This window comes from Streptomyces sp. NPDC089919 (assembly GCF_040684615.1).
GTDB lineage: Bacteria > Actinomycetota > Actinomycetes > Streptomycetales > Streptomycetaceae > Streptomyces.
This window is the reverse complement of the sequence record NZ_JBFBGK010000135.1, coordinates 1-19032: the sequence shown is the minus strand read 5'-3', so window position 1 is coordinate 19032 and position 19032 is coordinate 1. Positions and strand designations below refer to the sequence as shown.

Here is a 19032-nt window from a genome sequence, read left to right as displayed (position 1 = left end):
CGAGCGGGCCGAGGATGCGGTCGCGGCTCGCCACCATGCCGGGGTCGACGATCACGTGCCGGTCCCCGTCGGTGACGTACGAGACGGTGGCGGCGGCCGGCGTGCTCGGCCTGCTCGTCCTCCTCGCGCTCGCCGCGCCCCTGCTCGCCCACCTCACCGGGCAGGACCCCAACGCCTTCCACGACGACCTCGTGGACTCGGCCCGCGGCGGCGTCCCGACCGGCTCCTTCGGCGGCGCGAGCGCCGACCACTGGCTCGGCGTCGAACCGGGCACCGGCCGCGACCTGTTCACCCGGCTCCTCTACGGCGCCCGCATCTCGCTGCTGGTCGCGCTGGGCGCCACCGTCGTGCAGGTGCTGGTGGGCGTCGCCGCCGGGCTGACCGCCGCGCTCGGCAGCCGCATCGCCGACTCCGTCGTCGGCGGCGCCACCGACATCATGATCGCGCTGCCCGGCCTGGTCCTCGGCATCGCGCTGACCGCCGTGGTCCCGGCCGGTTTCCCGCGGCCGCTGCTGCTCGTCCTGATCATCGGCCTGCTCGGCTGGGGCGGCACCGCCCGGGTCGTACGGGCCCAGACCCTCTCGCTGCGCGGACTGGACTTCGTCGAGGCCGCCCGGCTCTCCGGGCGCGGCCGGCTGGCCATCGCCCGGCGCGAGCTGCTGCCCTCGCTGGCCGCACCCGTGATCACGTACGCCGCGATCCTGCTGCCCGGCAACATGGTCACCGAGGCCTCGCTGTCCTTCCTCGGCATCGGCGTCAAACCGCCCACCCCCTCCTGGGGGCAGATGCTCTCCACCGCGCAGACCTGGTTCCTGGCCGACCCGGCCTACGTCCTGCTGCCCGCCGGGCTGCTCTTCGTCACCGTGCTCGCCTTCACCGTCCTCGGCGACGCGGTGCGCGCCGCCCTCGACCCGCGCGAGGAGGCCCGGCTGCGGGTCGGCACCCGCACCGCGCGCACCCGGAAGGGAGCCGGAGCATGACCCGCTTCGTCCTCAAGCGCACCGCGGGCGCCCTGCTCGTGCTGCTCCTGCTGTCGGTGGCCGTCTACGGCCTCTTCTACCTCGCCCCCGGCGACCCCGCCCGGCTGGCCTGCGGCGAGCGCTGCAACCCGCAGCAGATCGCCCAGGTGCGCGAACAACTGGGCCTGAACGACTCGGTCTTCGCCCAGTACGGGCACTTCCTCCAGGGCATCGTGGCCGGCCGCGACTACTCCGCCGGCACCGGCCTCCTGCACTGCGACGCGCCCTGCCTCGGCTTCTCGTACCAGAACGACCAGCAGGTCACCGAGCTGATCCTGGACCGGCTGCCGGCCACCTTCTCGCTGGCCCTGGGCGCCATGGTCATCTGGCTGGTCATCGGTGTCGGCAGCGGCGTGCTCTCCGCGCTGCGCCGGGGCGGGCTCACCGAGCGCGCCCTGACCGTGCTCACCCTCGCCGCCACCGGCATGCCCGTCTTCATCCTGGGCCTGCTGCTCCTCATGGCGGTCTGCGCCTACCTCCAGTGGCTGCCGTTCCCGACGTACGTGCCCTTCTCCGACGACCCCGAGCAGTGGGCCTGGAACCTGCTGCTGCCCTGGGTGACCCTCGGCTTCTTCGAGAGCGCCAAGTACGCCCGGCTCACCCGCAGCGCCACGCTGGAGACGCTGGCCGAGGACCACATCCGCACCTTCCGCGCCTACGGCGTGGCGGAGCGCGCGGTGGTCGTACGGCACGCGCTGCGCGGGGCGGTGCCGCCGGTGGTCGCGCTCAGCGCCATCGACCTCGGCACGATGATGGGCGGGGCGGTGCTCACCGAGTCCCTTTTCGGCATCCCCGGGCTGGGCAAGACGCTGATCGACGGGGTGCGGGTGGTGGACCTGCCCGTGGTCGTGGGCGTGGTCCTCGTCATCGGCGCCGCGGTGGTCGTCGCGGGCGCCCTCGCCGACCTCCTCTACGCCGCCGCGGACCGAAGGGTGGCCCTGGCATGACCTCAGTAGACGCAGCACCGCTGGTCGAGGTGGCGGACCTGACCGTCGACTTCCCGGTCGGCGGCTCCGGCGCCACGCTCCGGGCCGTCGACGGGCTCTCCTTCACCCTGGCGCCGGGCCGGGCGCTGGGCATCGTCGGCGAGTCCGGCAGCGGCAAGTCCACCGTCGCCGCCGCCCTGCTCGGCCTCCACCAGGACACCGGGGCGCGGCTGTCCGGCACGGTCACGGTGGCCGGCACGGACGTGGCCGCTGCCGGCCCCGCCGCACTGCGGCGGCTGCGCGGCGGGCTGGCGGCGATGGTCTTCCAGGACCCGCTCAGCTCGCTGGACCCGTACTACGCCGTCGGCGACCAGATCGCCGAGGTCTACCGGGTGCACCACGACGCCGGCCGGCGGGCCGCGCGGGCCCGGGCCGTCGAGGTGCTGGACCGGGTGGGCATCCCGGACGCGGCCCGGCGGGCCCGCGCGCGGCCGCACGAGTTCAGCGGCGGCATGCGCCAGCGGGCCCTGATCGCGATGGCCTTGGCCTGCGAGCCGCGGCTGCTGATCGCCGACGAGCCGACCACCGCCCTCGACGTCACGGTGCAGGCGCAGATCCTGGACCTGCTGCGCGACCTGCGCGAGGAGCGCGGCCTGGGCCTGCTCCTGGTCACCCACGACGTGGGCGTGGCGGCGGAGTCGGTGGACGACCTGCTGGTCATGCGGGACGGCGCCGCGGTGGAACGGGGCCCGGTCGGCCGGGTCCTCGCGGCCCCGGCCCAGCCGTACACCCGCGCCCTGCTGGCGGCGGTGCCGCGGCTGGACGGGCCGCTGCCCGCGGCGGCCGCGGCACCCGACCCGACCGTCGCACCGGTGGTCGAGGCCGTCGGGCTACGGAAGACCTTCGGCCGGGGCAAGAACGCGGTCGCCGCGGTGGCGGAGGTCTCGCTGGCCCTCCGGCCCGGCGAGACGCTGGGGATCGTCGGGGAGTCCGGCAGCGGCAAGTCCACCCTCGGGCGGATGCTGGTCGGACTCCTCGAGCCCGGCGCGGGCGAGGTCAGGCACGAGGGCCGGCCGAGCCGCGGCATCGCCCGCGGCGCCCAGATGGTCTTCCAGGACCCCGGCTCCTCCCTCAACCCCCGCCGCTCCGTGGGCGAGTCCATCGCCGACCCGCTGCGGGCGGCCGGGGAGCGCGACGAGCGGGTGGTCCGGGACCGGGTGCGCGAGCTGCTGGCCCGGGTCGGCCTCGACCCGGAGCACTACGACCGCTACCCGCACGAGTTCAGCGGCGGCCAGCGCCAGCGCATCGGCATCGCCCGCGCCCTGGCCCCGCGCCCCCGCCTGATCGTCTGCGACGAGCCGGTCTCGGCCCTGGACGTCACCACCCAGGCGCAGGTCACCGCCCTGCTCCGGGAACTCCAGCAGGAGCTCGGGCTGGCGCTGGTCTTCATCGCCCACGACCTGGCCGTGGTACGCCAGGTCAGCGACCGGGTGGCGGTGATGCGGCAGGGCCGGATCGTCGAGGAGGGCCCGGTCGGGCAGGTGTACGGGAGCCCGGCGCACGCGTACACCCGGCAGCTGCTGGCGGCGGTGCCGTCGCTGGAGGCAGGGGGCCCGGAACGGGCCGCCCGGAAGGAGGCGGCGGGGGTCTGAGCCGCCCCCGGCCCGCCTGACGGCACGCCGTACCCGGCCGTTCTACCGCGCCAAAACGCGGGGCGGGCGGGAAAGTTACGAGTCTTCACCCCTTCCGGTGGCGCGACGGACAACCGTCCATCGCGCCACCGGCAGATCCGCTTGAGTTCTTCCGCGGCAGGTCACCGGACCCACGGCGACCGCCCCATACGGGAGATCGGGGGTGCACTCGTGCGGATCGGACTGCTGACGGAGGGCGGTTATCCGTATGCGACCGGCGACGCCAGGCTGTGGTGCGACCGGCTGGTGCGCGGCCTCGAAGGGCACGAGTTCGAGATCTTCGCGCTGAGCCGCAGCGCCGAGCAGGAGCAGCGCGGCCGGGTCCCGCTGCCGCCGCACGTCACCCGCGTGCACACCGCCCCGCTGTGGGCCCCGGCCGACGACTTCAAGAGGTGGGGCCCGAAGGGCCTCCGTAGAAGGGTGGTGGTGGGCGACGGGCGGGCCTATGGCCGGCGTGAACGGCGGCGGTTCGCCGGGCACTTCAAGGAACTGGTCGCCGGGGTCTGCACCGGCGCCCCCGAGCCCTTCGCCGACGGGCTCTACGGACTCGCCGAACTGGCCCGCGACGAGGGCGGACTGAGCGCCGCGCTGCGCTCCGAGACCGCCGTCCGCGCCCTGGAGGCCGCCTGCCGGGCCCCCGGCGCCAACCGCACCGCCCAGGGCGCCCAGGTCACCGACCTGCTCGGCTTCGTCGACCAGCTGGAGCGCGCCCTGCGCCCGCTGGCCCTGGACTGGGCCGACCGGCTCGGCCGGGTCGACGTCTGCCACGCCACCGCCGGCGGCGTGGCCGCCCTGCCCGGCCTGCTGGCCAAACGCTTCTGCGGGGTCCCGCTGCTGGTCACCGAGTACGGCGTCCAGCTCCGGGCGCACTACCTGGAGCGGGCCGGGGAGCCCCTGACCCCCGCCGTGCGCGCCCTGCTCGCCGCCTTCCACGGCCGGCTGGCCGGCGAGATCTACCGCTCGGCCGACCTGCTCACCCCCGGCAACGTCCACGCCCGCCGCTGGCAGGAGCGCTGCGGGGCCGACCGGGCCAAGCTGCGCACCGTCTACCCCGGCATGGAGGCGGACCGATTCGCCACCGTCGGCGAGGCCGCCGACCAGGGCGATCCGCTCACCCTCGTCTGGGTCGGCCGGATCGAGCCCGCCAAGGACGTCATCGGCCTGCTGCACGCCTTCACCGAGGTCCGCAAGGCCGAACCTGACGCCCGGCTGCGGCTGTTCGCGGCCCCCGCCCGCACCGCCGAGTCGGCCGCCTACCTGGCCCACTGCCAGGCGCTGGCCGCCCAGCTCTTCCCGGACGAGGCGGCCGACGCGGTGACCGTGGGGGAGAGCCCGGTCAGCTTCGAGGAGATCGGCGGCCCCGCGGCCCCCCGGCTCGCCGACGCCTACGCGGCCGGCCGGGTGGTGGTGCTCGCCTCCGTGGTCGAGGGCTTCCCGGTCAGCCTCGCCGAGGCGATGTTCTGCGGCCGGGCCACCGTCTCCACCGACGTCGGCGCGGTCTGCGAGGTGATCGGGGGCACCGGGCTGGTGGTCCCGCCGCGCAACCCCCGGGCCCTCGCCGAGGCCTGCCTGGCCCTGCTCGGCGACCCCGAGCGGGCCGCCCGGCTCGGCGCCGCGGCCCGCGCCCGGGCCCTGGAGCTCTTCACGGTCGAGCAGAACCTCGCCGCCTTCCGCTCCCTCTACCTCGAGCTGATCTCGCACTCCCCGGCCCGCGGCGCCGCCGACCGGGTGCCCTTCGGGCTGCCGGCCGAGGCCCGGGTGCCGGGCCGGTGGACCGCGCCCGGCTGGGCCGCCACCACGGAGGTGACCGCATGAGCGGGCCGGGCGCCGAGGGCGTGCTCGCGGCCGGTGGACAGCCCGCGCGCCCGGTTGACCAGGGCGTCAACCGGTCCGTCAACCCCGCGGGGCGGCGCCGGGTCGCGGTGGACCCGGTGAAGGTCCTGCTGCACCGCCACCGCGCGCTCTGCGAGCGGGCGGTGGACCCGCTGGAGATCGCCGCGGGGCTGGAGGCCCACGGCGTCACCGACCGGACCGCGGCCCGCTTCCGGCACCGGGACGTCTTCTCCCTCGCCGAGGAGCTCTACGCCCGGGTGCCGCGGCCGCTGGACGGCCCGGACCACCCCGGTGGCCCGGCCGCCGCCGACCCGGCCGACCGGGCCGCCGCCGGCCCCGGGACCCCCGCGGAAGCGGCCGGGCCCCTCGCCGCGCTGCCCGGCTCCGGCTGGGAGCGGCTGACCCTGCGGCGGCGGGCCCTCGGGTACGCGGCCGCCCTGGCACCCGGCGCACTCGCGCTCACCGCCCGGCTGCTCCTGGCCGGCCCGGCCGCCGGCACCGGTACCGGTGCCGCCGTGGTCACGGCCGCCGGGGCCGTGGCGGTGCTCGCCGCCCTCGCGGCGGCCCTGCGCCTGGGGCCGCTGCGGGCCGCCGGCCGCGCCGGGCTCTCCGGCTGGCTCTGGGCCCCGGCCCTGACCGCCGCCGTCGGCGCCGCCCCGGCCGTGCTGGCCACCGGCTCCGGGGCGGCGGCCGCCGCGGGCGCCACCGCCGCCGGGACCCTCACCGGCCTGGCGCTCGGCGTCGCCCCCGGCATCTGGTGCGGCGGGCTCTTCGCCGGCCGGGCCCGCCGCCGGCTGGCCGGCAGCCGGGTGCTCGACGACTTCGCGGCCGGGGTGCGGCCCCTGCTCATCGGGGTGACGGCCCTGTTCGCCGCCGCCCAGGCCGGGCTGCTGGTCCTGACCGGCGGGTCCGTGGGCACCGGCACCGCGCTGGCCGTCCTCCTCCTGCTGGCCAGGCTGCTCGCCGTGCACGGCTACCCCGCCGCCGCCCGCAACACCTGCGGCGTGCTCGCCGCGACCGGGACCGCCCTGCTGGCCGCCGGGGTGCTCGGCGCGCCGGTGCCCGGCAGCGCCTTCACCGCCCTGTGCGCCACCGGCGCGCTGGCCCTCCTCGGCCACGCCGCGGGCGCCCTCTCCCGGGCCTCCGCCCACCTGCCCGCCGGGGGGCCCGGATGACCGTCCGGGCCCGCCTCCGTACCAGCCTGCCACGGAGCCTCGAGGGGCTCCCCCACGCACCACGACCGGTACCGCACCACCGGGACCCGGCGGAGCCGACGCCGTCGGTCCCATCCGCACCACCCCACCGCAACACCCCCTAAGGAGAACGAGAGATGACCGCCCAATCACCCGCCACGCCCCGTCGGCACGAAGGGGGCGCGCGATGAGGGTGCTGCTGATCGGAGCCAACGGATACCTCGGCCGCTACGTCGCCGACCGGCTGCTCGCCGACCCGGCCGTGCAGCTCACCGCGCTCGGCCGCGGCGACGACGCCGACGTCCGGTTCGACCTCGCGACCGGCAGCCCCGGCGCGCTGACCCGCTTCCTGGACGCCGTCCACCCCGGCGTCGTGATCAACTGCGCGGGCACCACCCGCGGCGGGGCCCGCGACCTGACCCGGCACAACACCGTCGCCGTCGCCACCATCTGCGAGTCGCTGCGCCGCAGCGGCTGCGGCGCCCGGCTCGTGCAGTTGGGCTGCGCCGCCGAGTACGGGCCCAGCCAGCCCGGATCCTCCACCGCGGAGGACGCCGTGCCCAGACCGGGCGGCCCCTACGGGGTCAGCAAACTCGCCGCCACCGAGCTGGTCCTGGGCTCCGGGCTCGACGCCATCGTGCTCCGAGTGTTCTCCCCGGTCGGCCCCGGCACCCCCGCCGGCTCGCCGCTGGGCCGGCTCGCCGAGGCCATGCGCCGGGCCATGCAGTCCGGCGACGGGGAGCTCAAGCTCGCCGGCCTCGGCGTCCAGCGGGACTTCGTGGACGTCCGGGACGTGGCCCGGGCCGTGCACGCCGCCTCGCTCTCCGCCGCCCAGGGCGTGGTCAACATCGGCACCGGCCGGGCCGTGCGGCTGCGGGACGCGGCGGCCGTGCTGGCCCGGGTGGCCGGCTACGGCGGCACCCTGCACGAGCTCGACGGCCCGCCGCCCGGCCGGCCGCTGGGCCTGGCGGGCATCGGCCAGCCCCGCTCCGAGGCCTCCGCGGAACAGCTCGCCGCCGCCCCCAGCTCCCCGTACCCCTACCCGGACGGCTGCGGGGCCTGGCAGCAGGCCGATGTCCGCACCGCCCGGGACCGGCTCGGCTGGCGGCCCCGGATCAATCTGGAGGAGTCCCTGGCCGACATCTGGATGGAGGCCGCGTGTCGCATCTGACGACCTCCGACGCCCGCCGGGCCGCGACCGGGGCGGCCCGGCTGGGCTTCGGGATCCCCGGCTACGCCCACCCGCTGATCGCCCCGGTGGAGTGGGCCGAGCTGGCCCGGCCCGGCACCCCGCTGCACTGGGCGGTGCTCAACGTCGCCGAAGGGCCCGGGCAGCGCCCCGACCCGCACTGCCTGGAGGCGGTGGCCCGGCTGCGGGAGGCCGGCGGGACGGTGCTCGGCCATCTCGCGATGCGGGACGGCGAGCGGTCCTTCGGGGAGCTGGTCTCCGACGCCCACACCTTCCTCGACTGGTACCGCGTCGACGGCTTCTACCTGGCCCGCACCCCCGCCGACCGGGCCGGGCTGGACCCGGTGCGGCGGGTGACGGACACCCTGCGGGGGATGGCCGCCGGGCTCCGGATCGTGCTGGGCCACGGCACCCACCCGTACGCCGGCTACGCCGAGACCGCGGACCAACTGGTCACCTTCAGCGGCGGTTGGGCGGACTACCGCTGGTCGCAGGTGGCCGAGTGGACCGCCGAGCACCCGCCCGAGCGGTTCTGCCACTTCGTCCACGGCGTCCCCCGCACCCACCTCGAGGAGGCCCTGCGCGTGGCCCGCTGGCAGGGCGCCGGGACCATCTGGTTCACCGACCGGCCGGGCGGCGGGGACCCCTGGGCCGGGATGCCCGGGTACTGGGACGAAATTGTCTCGCGTATCGGACAGGGTGTCTCGGAATGAAGTAGGGCGTGGCACTGTTACGGGAAGAACAACCGTTCAAGACTTACCCATCTACGGAGTCCCCGTGTCGCTGCCACCCCTGGTCGAGCCAGCTGCTGAGCTCACCGTTGACGAGGTCCGTCGGTACTCCCGCCACCTGATCATCCCCGACGTCGGGATGGACGGGCAGAAGCGCCTGAAGAACGCCAAGGTGCTCTGCGTGGGCGCCGGCGGCCTCGGCTCGCCCGCCCTCATGTACCTGGCCGCGGCCGGTGTCGGCACGCTGGGCATCGTCGAGTTCGACGAGGTCGACGAGTCGAACCTGCAGCGCCAGATCATCCACAGCCAGGCGGACATCGGCCGCTCGAAGGCGGAGTCGGCCCGCGACTCGGTCCTCGGCATCAACCCGTACGTGAACGTGATCCTCCACGAAGAGCGGCTCGAGGCCGAGAACGTGATGGACATCTTCAGCCAGTACGACCTGATCGTCGACGGCACGGACAACTTCGCCACCCGGTACCTGGTCAACGACGCGGCCGTGCTGCTGGGCAAGCCGTACGTGTGGGGCTCGATCTACCGCTTCGACGGCCAGGCCTCCGTCTTCTGGTCCGAGCACGGCCCCTGCTACCGCTGCCTCTACCCGGAGCCCCCGCCGCCGGGCATGGTCCCCTCCTGCGCCGAGGGCGGCGTGCTGGGCGTGCTGTGCGCGTCCATCGGCTCCATCCAGGTCACCGAGGCCATCAAGGTCCTCACGGGCACCGGCGAGCCGCTGGTCGGCCGCCTGATGATCTACGACGCCCTGGAGATGCAGTACCGCCAGGTCAAGGTCCGCAAGGACCCCGACTGCGCGGTCTGCGGCGAGAACCCGACCGTCACCGAGCTCATCGACTACGAGGCCTTCTGCGGCGTCGTGTCCGAGGAGGCCCAGGAGGCGGCGCTCGGCTCGACGATCACTCCGAAGCAGCTCAAGGAGTGGATCGACGCCGACGAGAAGATCGAGATCATCGACGTCCGCGAGAAGAACGAGTACGAGATCGTCTCGATCCCGGGCGCGAAGCTGATCCCCAAGGGCGAGTTCCTGATGGGCACCGCCCTCCAGGACATGCCGCAGGACAAGCGCATCGTCTTGCACTGCAAGACGGGTGTCCGCAGTGCGGAAGTCCTCGCGGTGCTGAAGTCCGCGGGCTTCTCCGACGCGGTCCACGTCGGCGGCGGCGTGATCGGCTGGGTCAACCAGATCGAGCCGGAGAAGCCGATCTACTGATCCCGGCCACCGGATCGTGCGCAGGGCCCGTGCCTCCTCGGGGAGGCACGGGCCCTGCGCCGTGTGCGGGGCCGGTCAGCGGGTGCAGACGCTGTCCGCGGCGGGCACCTTGCCGTCCAGCAGGTAGCCGTCCACCGCCTTCTGCACGCAGGGGTTGCCGCTGTCGTACGCGCCGTGCCCCTCGCCCTTGTAGGTGAGCTCCACGCCGACGCCGGAGCCGAGCTTCTCGGCCATCTTGCCGGCGCCCTCGTACGGGGTGGCCGGGTCGCCGGTGTTGCCGATCACCAGGATCGGCGCGCTCCCGGGGGCGCTGACGTCAGGGGTCTGCCAGGCGCCGGGTACCGGCCAGGCGGTGCAGCCCATCATCGCCCAGCCCAGGTAGTCGCCGAAGACGCGGGAGGCGGCCCGGAAGGCCGGCAGCTGCGCCTTGGTCTGCTCCAGGGTGTAGCGGTCCTTGAAGTCGGCGCAGTTGATGGCGGTGTTGGCGGCGCCGATGTTGCTGTACGTGCCGTTCTGGTTGCGCCCGTTCATCGCGTCGGCCAGCGCCAGCAGGAGCTGCCCGCTGCCGCCGTCGGCCTCGTCCAGGCCCTGTTCGAGCAGCGGCCAGAAGTCCTTGGAGTAGAGGGCCTGGGCGATCCCGCCGGTGGCGGCGGTCTCGGTCAGCTTGCGGTCGCCGACCGGGATGGGCTTGACCGCCAGCCGCTTCTGGAGCGCGACGATGCCGTCCTCGATCTCCTTGGGGGTGCTGCCCGGGAGCCGGCACTCGTCGCCCCGGTCGATGCAGTCCTTCGCGAAGTTGCCGAGCGCCAGCTGGAAGCCCTTGGCCTGGCCGAGGGCGCCCTGGGCGGCGTCGTTCGTCGGGTCCACCACCGCGTCGAAGACGGCCCGGCCGACGTTCTTCGGGAACAAGTGGGCGTAGACCCCGCCCAGTTCGGTGCCGTACGAGATGCCGAAGTAGTACAGCTTCGCGTCGCCGAGGGCGTCCCGGATCCGGTCGAGGTCCCGGGCGGCGTTGAGGGTGCCGACGTAGGGCAGCACCGCGCCGGAGTTCTTCTCGCAGGCGGCGGAGTAGGTCTTGAGGTTGTCGACGAAGGTCTTCTCGGCGGCCGGGCCGACGGGGGTGGCGTCCGAGGCGTAGTAGGCGTCCAGCTGCTTGTCGTCCTCGCAGCGCACCGCGGCGCTGCGGCCCACCCCGCGGGGGTCGAAGCTCACCAGGTCGTAGCGGGCGCGCAGGCGCTGGTAGTCCTTGGCGGCGGCCGGCAGGGTGGCGACCCCGGAGCCGCCGGGGCCGCCGAAGTTGTAGATCAGCGAGCCGATGCGGTGCGTGGCGTCGGTGGCCCTGGCCCGGATCAGGGCCAGCTCGATGGTGTCCCCGTCGGGCTTGTCGTAGTCGAGCGGTACGTCGAGCGCGGTGCACTCCCACTCGGGTCCGGGCGGCTGCCCGGTGCCCTCGGCCGCGTCGGGCGCGGGGCAGGGCTCCCAGGCGAGGGATTCGGGCTTGGCGGCCCTGCTCCCCCCGTCCGAGCAGCCGGCGAGCGGCAGGAGGGCGGCGGCGGCGATCGCTGCGAGGCGCAGCCGGGGGGAGGTCGGCATACGCCTCATCCTGCGCGGCCCCCACCCGCGCCGCCCGGCACGCTGACCCGACCGGGTGGCCCGCCCGGCCCGCGCGGCCGGTCAGGCGGCCAGCACCTGGCGGGCGGCGGCGCGGCCGGTGGCCACACAGGCCGCCACCCCCACGCCCTCGTAGGCGGCCCCGCAGACGGCCAGCCCGGGGAGCTTGGCGACCGCCTCGCGGATCCGGCCGACCCGCTCCCGGTGCCCCACGCCGTACTGCGGCAGGCCCCGCTCCCAGCGGGTCACCCGGGTGGCCACCGGCTCGCCCAGCGGGCCCACCGCCCGGTGCAGCTCGGCCACCGCGGTCCGGGTCAGCACCCGGTCCGGCCGGTCCAGCAGCCGCTCCTCGCCGATCCGGCCGATCGAGGCGCGCAGCACGAAGAGGTCCGGTGCCGCGGCGGCCAGCCAGGGCCACTTGTTGGAGAGGAAGGACGCGGCCTTCAGGGTGTGCCCGTCCACCGGCGGCACCAGGAAGCCGTTGCCCTCCGGGAGGAAGTGCGCCTGGGAGCGGGCGAAGGCCATGGTGATCACGGCCGTCGAGGCGTGCGGGACGGCCGCCAGCTCTTCCTCGGCCGCCGGGGAGTGCGGCCGCAGCAGCGCCGCCGCGGCGAAGGCCGGCAGCGCCAGCACCACCGCGTCCGCCTCCATGGTCAGCGGCCCGTCGTCGGTGCGGGCCTGGACCCGCCAGCGGCCCGAGGGGGTCACCGCCAGCGCCCGGGCCGTGGTGCCGGTCAGGATCCGCGCCCCGCAGGCCGCCGCCACCGCCGCCGGGAACCGGCCGGTGCCGCCGGCCACGCCCTGCACGGCCACCGCACCCGACCGGGGCGCGCCGGCCGCCCGCATCCGGCGCAGCGCCGGCAGCAGCGGTCCGCCCTGTTCGGCCAGGGCCGCGATCCGGGGCATCGCCGCCCGCAGCGAGAGCCGGTCCGCGCGCCCCGCGTACACCCCGCCCAGCAGCGGCTCGACCAGCCGGTCCACCGCCTCCCGGCCGAACCGGCCCGCGAGGTAGTCGGTGACCGAGCAGTCCCCGGTCAGCGGTTCGGCGGGCAGGGTCTCCTCGGCGGCCACCCGCGCCACGCCCGCCGGCGACAGCAGCCCGGTGCCGGCCAGCGCCGCCGGGTCCACCGGTACGCCCATGACGTGCCCGGCCGGCAGCGGCCGCAGCGCGCCGCCGGTCCAGATCGTGGTCGGCGACTGCGCCGGGTCGCACAGCGCCCCGCCCAGTCCGACCGCCGCGGCCAGCTCCACCGCCTCCGGCCGCAGGGCCATCAGCGACTCGGCGCCCTCGTCGACGGCCACCCCCGCGATCGTCCCGGTCCGCAGCTTGCCGCCGACCCGCGGCCGGCTCTCCAGTACGGTCACGTCGGCCGCGCCGCGCAACTCCCAGGCGGCGGCCAGCCCGCTGATGCCGCCACCGATGACGATCACTGAACGCATTGCTCTGCACTCCTCGGACGGACCTGCCCCGTCCGCCACCCTAGGAAAGGACGGCTGTCAGTTCTTCGTGCTTTCGGTCAGATCGCGGAGTTCGTCCTGGTACGGGAAGCTGCCCGGCTCGTACCCGCAGTACGGGTCGGCCGCCAGCACGTCCCCGGTCGCGCCGTACGCCCGGGACCGGGAGCCGCCGCAGACCGCCTTGAACTCGCAGGCCCCGCACTTGCCGCGGAGCAGTTCCGGGTCCCGCAGCCGGCGGAACAGCCCGGAGTCCCGGTAGATCTCCGGCAGCGGCCGGCTGCGGACGTTCCCCGCCGAGACCGGCAGGAAGCCGCTGGGGTGCACCTCGCCGGTGTGCGAGACGAAGACGAAGCCGCGCCCCGAGGACACGTCCATCGGTGGCCGGCGCACCGCCCGCCGCTCCCCGTCGAAGAGCCCCAGTTCCGCCGCCCGGGCGGACAGCCGCGCGTACAGCGGGCCCAGCTCCGGCCGTTCGCCGCGCCGGTCCAGTACGGCCCGCTGGAGCGCCACCCGCCGGAAGTGGTGCCCCTCCGTCGTCTTGGTCGCCAGGACCGCCCCGCAGTCGTAGAGGAAGTGCAGCACGTCCTCGGTCTCGGCCGGGGTGAGCGCGTCCAGCTGCTCCCCGCGGCCGGTGGGCACCAGCAGGAAGCCGGACCACAGCATCGCGCCCTCCCGGCGCACCAGCGCGGCCACGTCCGCGAGGTCGGCCAGGCTGTGCCGGCTGACCGTCGTGTTGATCTGGACCTTCAGGCCCAGTGCGCGGGCGTCCCGCCAGCCCTCCAGGGTCCAGTCGAAGACCCCGGGCACGCCCCGGAAGGCGTCGTGCCGCTCGGCCGTCGAGCCGTCCAGGGACAGCGACAGGGCCACCGCCCCGGCGTCGCGGACCGCGGTCAGGTTCGCGCGGGTCAGGGTCGGGGTGCCCGAGGGCGAGACCGCGACCCGCAGGCCCAGGGAGGTGCCGTAGCCGACCAGGTCGGTCAGGTCGGGCCGCTGGAAGGGGTCCCCGCCGGTGATCACGAAGAGCGGGCTCGGCTTGCCGAAGGACGCGATCTGGTCCATCAGGAGGCGGGCGGCCGCGCCGTCCAGCTCCCGCGGGTCCCGCCCGGTCTGCGCCTCGGCCCGGCAGTGCAGGCAGGCCAGCGGACAGGCCCGGGTGGTCTCCCAGATCACGATGAAGGGCCGCTCGCCGATGGCGTGCCGGGGGCGGCGCACCGGTGTCCGGCCCCGCGGCCCCCGGCCCGCAGCCCCGGCCGGGCGGCTCACGAGACCCGCTCCCAGCCGCGCCGCGCCTTGCGGTTGGCGGTCAGCTTCGGGTCCCGCGCGCGGTAGACGACGTACGGCCGGAACAGGTACTTCACCGGTGCGCTGAAGACGTGCACCAGCCGCGAGTACGGGATCAGCGCGAAGAGCGTGAAGCCGAAGAGGATGTGCAGCTTGAAGGCGAGCGGCGCGCCCGCCATCAGGTGGTAGTCGGGGGAGAGGGTGAACAGGCTGCGGAACCACGGGGAGATGCCCTCGCGGTAGTTGTAACCGTGCGTCGCCCCGGTCGAGTTGAGGACCGTGGCGGTCAGCCCCAGCACCATCGCGCCCAGCAGGAAGGTGTACATCAGGTGGTCGCTGCGGAGCGTGGCCCGGCGCACCGCCGGGACCGAGAAGCGCCGGTAGAGCAGCACCCCGATGCCGGCCGCCGCCGCGACGCCGGCGACCGTGCCGGTGGATATCGCCAGCAGGTGGTAGGCGTGGTCGGAGAGTCCGACCGCGTCCGTCCAGCTCTGCGGGACCAGCAGCCCGACCACGTGCCCCAGGACCACGAAGGCCATCCCGAAGTGGAAGAGCGGCGAACCGATCCGCAGCAGCCGCGACTCGTGGACCTGCGAGGAGTGCGTGGTCCAGCCGAACTTGTCGTAGCGCGCCCGCCAGACCGTCCCGGCGATCAGCAGCGCCACCGAGACGTACGGCAGCACGCCCCACAGCAGCAGGTCGGTCATGACGCGGTCCTCTCCAGGGTGGGCCAGGGGAGGTCGACGGACAGGTCGGCCCCGGGCATCGGCAGGTCGTCGGGCCGGTCAATGCCAGGCCCGAAGGGCTCCAGCGGCGAGCCGGCGCCCACCAGCTCCTGCGGCGGGCCGTTCCGCGCCAGCGCCTTGGCCTCCGCCTTCGTCTCCGGGGAGGGCCCGGGCAGGGTGGCGCAGACCGCCTCCAGCACCCGCGTGTACGGGGTGTCGGCCGCGCCCAGCGCCAGCCTCAGCAGCTCCAGCCCGGCCCGGTGCTCCTGGAGCAGTTCGGTGCCGGCGCTCTCGTGCCGGGCGGCGAACTCCAGCGCCACCGGCAGGAAGTCGGGCAGCTCCTCGCCGCGGAACTCCAGCCCGTAGTCGCGGTAGATCCGCTTGAGCCGCACCAGCGACAGCCCCCGCCGCCGGGTGTCCCCGTCAGACCACCAGGTCAGGTACAGGCAGCGCCGGTTGCGGGTGTCGAAGACCGAGGTGTAGTGCCCGGCCAGGGCCAGCGGCTCGGTGCCGGCCGCGTGGTCGAGGAACGTGCCGAGCAGCCGGGCCGGTTCGGCGGGCGCCCCGGCGAGGGCCGCACGGAGCCGGGGGAGCTCGCCGTAAAGGACGGAGTCGGGGTACCGCAGGCAGTGGCCCGCGACCAGTCGTACCAGCGCATCGGGGGAAAGGGCCTCCGCAGCCATCAACGCCTCCGGGTGGGGCTGAGGTTGAGCATCACACGCGAAGCTGTGATCTCCGCGACGGGACACTCGGCATCCAGGGGGTGGGAGTCGGCCAGCGCGTCCGCGTCGGACCGGGCAGCGGTCGGGACCACGAAGCGGTCCTCGAGCTTGGCGACGGCCAGCAGCCGGAACATGTCCCGCATCTCCTGGCCGGTCAGCCCCACCGCCGCGGCGACCGACTCGTCCTCGGGCTCGCCCAGGTTGATCCGCCGCATGTAGGCGCGCATCGCCGCCATCCGGCGCAGCACCGCCTCCACCGCGTACGTGTCGCCCGCGGTCAGCAGCTCGGCCAGGTAGGTGACCGGGATGCGCAGCGCGTCGATGGCGCCGAAGAGGTTCCCGGCGTCCTCGCCGTCCCGGCCGGTGGCGGCCACCGCCTCGACCACCGGCGAGAGCGGCGGGACGTACCAGACCATCGGCATGGTGCGGTACTCCGGGTGCAGCGGCAGTGCCACCTGGTAGGTGGCGATCAGGTCGTAGACGGGGGAGCGGCGGGCCGCGTCCAGCCACTCCTCGGTGATCCCGGACGCCCGGGCCGCTTCGGCGACCGCCGGGTCGTGCGGGTCGAGGAAGCACTCCACCTGGGCCGGGTAGAGGTCCTGCTCGTCCTCGACGGCCGCCGCCTCGGCGACCTTGTCGGCGTCGTAGAGCATCACGCCCAGGTACCGCATCCGGCCCACGCAGGTCTCCGAGCAGACCGTCGGCATCCCGACCTCGATGCGCGGGAAGCAGAAGGTGCACTTCTCGGCCTTGCCGGTGGCGTGGTTGAAGTAGACCTTCTTGTAGGGGCAGCCGGTGACGCACATCCGCCAGCCGCGGCACTGGTCCTGGTCGACCAGGACGATGCCGTCCTCCTCGCGCTTGTACATCGCGCCGGAGGGACAGGAGGAGACGCAGGCCGGGTTGAGGCAGTGCTCGCAGATCCGCGGCAGGTAGAACATGAAGCTCTGCTCGAACTCGAAGCGGATCTTCTCGCCCACCTCGTCGCGGAGCTTCTGCACGATCGGGTCCTTGGGGGCGTGGGTGGGCGCGCCGCCGAGGTTGTCGTCCCAGTTGGGGCCCCACTCGATGGTGTCCAGCGGCTCCCCGGTGACCTGCGAGACGGGCCGGGCGGTGGGCATGTCGTCGCCCGCCGGGGCCTCGGTGAGGTTCTTGTACTCGTAGGTCCACGGCTGGTAGTAGTCGTCGATCTCCGGGAGGTCCGGGTTCGCGAAGATCTTGCCCAGCTTGGCGAGGCGGCCGCCGGCGCGCAGCCGCAGCCGGCCAGAGCGGGTCCGCTCCCAGCCGCCCTTCCACTTCTCCTGGTCCTCCCAGCGGCGCGGGTAGCCCTGGCCGGGAAGGGTCTCGACGTTGTTGAACCAGACGTACTCGGTGCCCTGGCGGTTGGTCCAGGCCTGCTTGCAGGTGACGGAGCAGGTGTGGCAGCCGATGCACTTGTCGAGGTTCATCACCATCGCGATCTGTGCCATCACGCGCATGACTAGAACTCCACCTTCTGCGAGCGGCGGCGGATGACCGTCACCTCGTCGCGCTGGTTGCCGGTCGGGCCCAGGTAGTTGAAGGCCCACGTCAACTGGGCGTAGCCGCCCACCAGGTGGGTGGGCTTGAGCATCACGCGGGTGAGGGAGTTGTGGATGCCGCCGCGGCGGCCGGTCTTCTCCGTCTTGGGGACGCCGACCGTGCGCTCCTGCGCGTGGTTCATGTAGACCGTGCCGGGCGGCATCTTGTGGGAGACGATCGCGCGGGCGGTGACCACGCCGTTGCGGTTGACCGCCTCGATCCAGTCGTTGTCGGCGACCCCGATGGCCTCGGCGTCCTGGGGGGACATCCAGACCGTCTGGCCGCCGCGGCCCAGGGTCATCATGTAGAGGTTGTCCTGGTACTGGCTGTGGATCGCCCACTTGTTGTGCGGGGTCAGGTACCGCACCGCCACCGTCTTCTCGTCGACGGGACCCAGCTCGGGCTCCCCGTACAGCCGGTGCATGTTCAGCGGCGGCTTGAAGACCGGCAGGCTCTCGCCCACCTCGTGCAGCCAGTCGTGGTCCAGGAAGAAGTGCTGCCGGCCGGTCAGGGTGTGCCAGGGCTTGAGGTGCTCGGTGTTGACCGTGAAGGCCGTGTAGCGGCGGCCGCCGGACTCGCTGCCGGACCACTCCGGCGAGGTGATCACCGGGACCGGGCGGGCCTGGGTGTCGGCGAAGGAGATCCGCTTGCCCTCGGCCTCGGCGGCCAGGTGCGCCATCGGCGTGCCGACCTTCTTCTCCAGCGTCTCGAAGCCCTGGACGGCGAGCCGGCCGTTGCTCGTCCCGGACAGCGACAGGATCGCCTCGCAGGCCTGCTGCGCGGTCTCCAGCCGGGGCCGGCCGGTGGCGACGCCCGAGCGGACCGTGCCGTTCTTCGCGGCCAGGTACCCGACCTCCTCGGCCACGTCGAAGGTGACGGCCTTGGTCGTCACGCCCAGGGTGTCCACCAGCGGGCCCAGCGCGGCGAACTTCTCGCCCACCGCGCCGTAGTCCCGCTCGACCACCGCGAGGTTGTACATCGTGCGGCCGGGCACCGGCTCGCACTCGCCCTTCGACCAGTCCAGCGCCACCCCGCCGGGCTGCGCCATCTCGCCGCCCGGGGTGTCGTGCTGGAGCGCGGTGGCCACCAGGTCCCGGCGCACGCCCAGGTGCTCCCCGGCCAGTTCGCCGAAGCGGCGGGCGACCGCCAGGAAGGCGTCGTAGTCGGACCGGGCCTGCCAGGGCGGGTCCACCGCCGGGGTGAAGGCGTGCAGGAAGGGGTGCATGTCCGTGGAGGACAGGTCGTGCTTCTCGTACCAGGTGGCGGCCGGCAGCACCACGTCCGACAGCAGGGTCGTCGAGGTCATCCGGAAGTCCATGGACATCAGCAGGTCGAGCTTGCCCTCGACGTCCGCCTCCCGCCAGGCCACGTCCCGCGGGGTGCAGCGGGGCCCGTCCTCCGGGAGGTTGGAGTGGGTGCCCAGCAGGTGCTTGAGGAAGTACTCGTTCCCCTTCGAGCTGGAGCCCAGCAGGTTGGCCCGCCACACGTTCAGCACCCGGGGCCAGTTCCCGGGCGCGTCCGGGTCCTCGCCGGCGAAGCCGAGGGTGCCCGCCTTCAGCTCCCGGACGGCCTCGGCCACCGGGTCCTCCGCGGCGCCCAGCTCCAGCGGGTTGCGGTCGAAGGTCGGGTAGGAGGGCATCCAGCCCATCCGCGCCGAGGCGGCCAGGCAGTCGGCCCCCGTCATGTCCTTGAAGCGGCCGTCGCCCAGCGGGGAGGCCAGCGCCTCGGCCGGCAGCGTGTCGTACCGCCACTGGTCGGTGTGCAGGTAGAACCACGCGGCGCCGATCATCTGGCGGGGCGGGCGGGACCAGTCGGAGGCGGCGGCGAGGGTGGCCCAGCCGGTGACCGGGCGGCACTTCTCCTGGCCG

Annotated in this window: 15 protein-coding genes; 8 read left to right on the top strand and 7 right to left on the bottom strand. The window is 74.6% G+C overall.

The features are described 5' to 3' along the window. Positions 1-35 precede the first annotated feature (35 nt). From AB0O40_RS34080 to moeZ, 8 genes are all read left to right on the top strand, one after another. Entirely contained in the window at positions 36-980 is a 945-nt protein-coding gene (locus tag AB0O40_RS34080) for an ABC transporter permease (protein WP_365049470.1), read from the top strand. Beyond that, positions 977-1966 carry an ABC transporter permease gene (locus tag AB0O40_RS34075; protein ID WP_365049469.1) on the top strand — a complete coding sequence of 330 codons (990 nt, stop codon included), beginning with the start codon at positions 977-979 and terminating at the stop codon, positions 1964-1966. Before AB0O40_RS34080 ends, AB0O40_RS34075 begins: the two co-directional genes overlap by 4 nt. Further along, positions 1963-3597, top strand: a complete 1635-nt coding sequence (locus tag AB0O40_RS34070; protein WP_365049467.1) for an ABC transporter ATP-binding protein — start codon at positions 1963-1965, stop codon at positions 3595-3597. The genes AB0O40_RS34075 and AB0O40_RS34070 overlap by 4 nt, the downstream gene beginning before the upstream one ends. Before the next feature lie 210 nt (positions 3598-3807). Then, positions 3808-5451, top strand: a complete 1644-nt coding sequence (locus AB0O40_RS34065) for a DUF3492 domain-containing protein (RefSeq protein ID WP_365049465.1) — start codon at positions 3808-3810, stop codon at positions 5449-5451. Continuing rightward, positions 5448-6644: a hypothetical protein gene (locus AB0O40_RS34060; protein ID WP_365049463.1), complete on the top strand. Its 1197-nt coding sequence runs from the start codon at positions 5448-5450 to the stop codon at positions 6642-6644. The genes AB0O40_RS34065 and AB0O40_RS34060 overlap by 4 nt, the downstream gene beginning before the upstream one ends. A 205-nt stretch (positions 6645-6849) precedes the next feature. Further along, positions 6850-7833 (top strand): NAD-dependent epimerase/dehydratase, encoded by a 984-nt coding sequence (locus AB0O40_RS34055; RefSeq protein WP_365049461.1) that lies wholly within the window; start codon positions 6850-6852, stop codon positions 7831-7833. Then, the gene (locus AB0O40_RS34050) at positions 7821-8564 is read left to right on the top strand and encodes a spherulation-specific family 4 protein (RefSeq protein ID WP_365049459.1); all 744 of its coding nucleotides are present in this window, start codon (positions 7821-7823) and stop codon (positions 8562-8564) included. Before AB0O40_RS34055 ends, AB0O40_RS34050 begins: the two co-directional genes overlap by 13 nt. A gap of 64 nt (positions 8565-8628) precedes the next feature. Then, the gene (moeZ, locus tag AB0O40_RS34045; RefSeq protein WP_365049457.1) at positions 8629-9807 is read left to right on the top strand and encodes an adenylyltransferase/sulfurtransferase MoeZ; all 1179 of its coding nucleotides are present in this window, start codon (positions 8629-8631) and stop codon (positions 9805-9807) included. Positions 9808-9882: 75 nt separating this feature from the next. Here the strand turns inward: moeZ and AB0O40_RS34040 are convergent, their stop codons facing one another. The 7 genes from AB0O40_RS34040 to AB0O40_RS34010 all read right to left on the bottom strand — a co-directional run. Beyond that, positions 9883-11400, bottom strand: coding sequence for an alpha/beta hydrolase (locus AB0O40_RS34040; protein WP_365049455.1), 1518 nt, complete (start codon positions 11398-11400; stop codon positions 9883-9885). An 81-nt stretch (positions 11401-11481) separates the two neighbouring features. Next, positions 11482-12858: a protoporphyrinogen oxidase gene (hemG, locus tag AB0O40_RS34035; protein ID WP_365049453.1), complete on the bottom strand. Its 1377-nt coding sequence runs from the start codon at positions 12856-12858 to the stop codon at positions 11482-11484. 57 nt (positions 12859-12915) lie between these two features. Beyond that, positions 12916-14139, bottom strand: coding sequence for a TIGR04053 family radical SAM/SPASM domain-containing protein (locus tag AB0O40_RS34030; RefSeq protein ID WP_365049451.1), 1224 nt, complete (start codon positions 14137-14139; stop codon positions 12916-12918). After that, positions 14136-14864 carry a respiratory nitrate reductase subunit gamma gene (gene narI, locus AB0O40_RS34025; protein WP_365049449.1) on the bottom strand — a complete coding sequence of 243 codons (729 nt, stop codon included), beginning with the start codon at positions 14862-14864 and terminating at the stop codon, positions 14136-14138. The genes AB0O40_RS34030 and narI overlap by 4 nt, the downstream gene beginning before the upstream one ends. Next, entirely contained in the window at positions 14861-15565 is a 705-nt protein-coding gene (gene narJ, locus AB0O40_RS34020; protein ID WP_365049447.1) for a nitrate reductase molybdenum cofactor assembly chaperone, read from the bottom strand. Before narJ ends, narI begins: the two co-directional genes overlap by 4 nt. After that, entirely contained in the window at positions 15565-17082 is a 1518-nt protein-coding gene (gene narH, locus AB0O40_RS34015; RefSeq protein ID WP_365049445.1) for a nitrate reductase subunit beta, read from the bottom strand. The genes narJ and narH overlap by 1 nt, the downstream gene beginning before the upstream one ends. 2 nt (positions 17083-17084) lie before the next feature. Continuing rightward, positions 17085-19032: molybdopterin dinucleotide binding domain-containing protein (locus tag AB0O40_RS34010; RefSeq protein WP_365049443.1), on the bottom strand; the 1948-nt coding region annotated here is incomplete at its 5' end.

Excerpts from the sequence above, each read along its gene's own strand:
- AB0O40_RS34080 (WP_365049470.1), top strand. The coding sequence starts at position 36 with ATGCCGGGGTCGACGATCACGTGCCGGTCCCCGTCGGTGACGTACGAG.
- AB0O40_RS34075 (WP_365049469.1), top strand. The coding sequence starts at position 977 with ATGACCCGCTTCGTCCTCAAGCGCACCGCGGGCGCCCTGCTCGTGCTG.
- AB0O40_RS34070 (WP_365049467.1), top strand. The coding sequence starts at position 1,963 with ATGACCTCAGTAGACGCAGCACCGCTGGTCGAGGTGGCGGACCTGACC.
- AB0O40_RS34060 (WP_365049463.1), top strand. The coding sequence starts at position 5,448 with ATGAGCGGGCCGGGCGCCGAGGGCGTGCTCGCGGCCGGTGGACAGCCC.
- AB0O40_RS34055 (WP_365049461.1), top strand. The coding sequence starts at position 6,850 with ATGAGGGTGCTGCTGATCGGAGCCAACGGATACCTCGGCCGCTACGTC.
- AB0O40_RS34040 (WP_365049455.1), bottom strand. The coding sequence starts at position 11,400 with ATGCCGACCTCCCCCCGGCTGCGCCTCGCAGCGATCGCCGCCGCCGCC.
- hemG (WP_365049453.1), bottom strand. The coding sequence starts at position 12,858 with ATGCGTTCAGTGATCGTCATCGGTGGCGGCATCAGCGGGCTGGCCGCC.
- narI (WP_365049449.1), bottom strand. The coding sequence starts at position 14,864 with ATGACCGACCTGCTGCTGTGGGGCGTGCTGCCGTACGTCTCGGTGGCG.
- narJ (WP_365049447.1), bottom strand. The coding sequence starts at position 15,565 with ATGGCTGCGGAGGCCCTTTCCCCCGATGCGCTGGTACGACTGGTCGCG.
- narH (WP_365049445.1), bottom strand. The coding sequence starts at position 17,082 with ATGCGCGTGATGGCACAGATCGCGATGGTGATGAACCTCGACAAGTGC.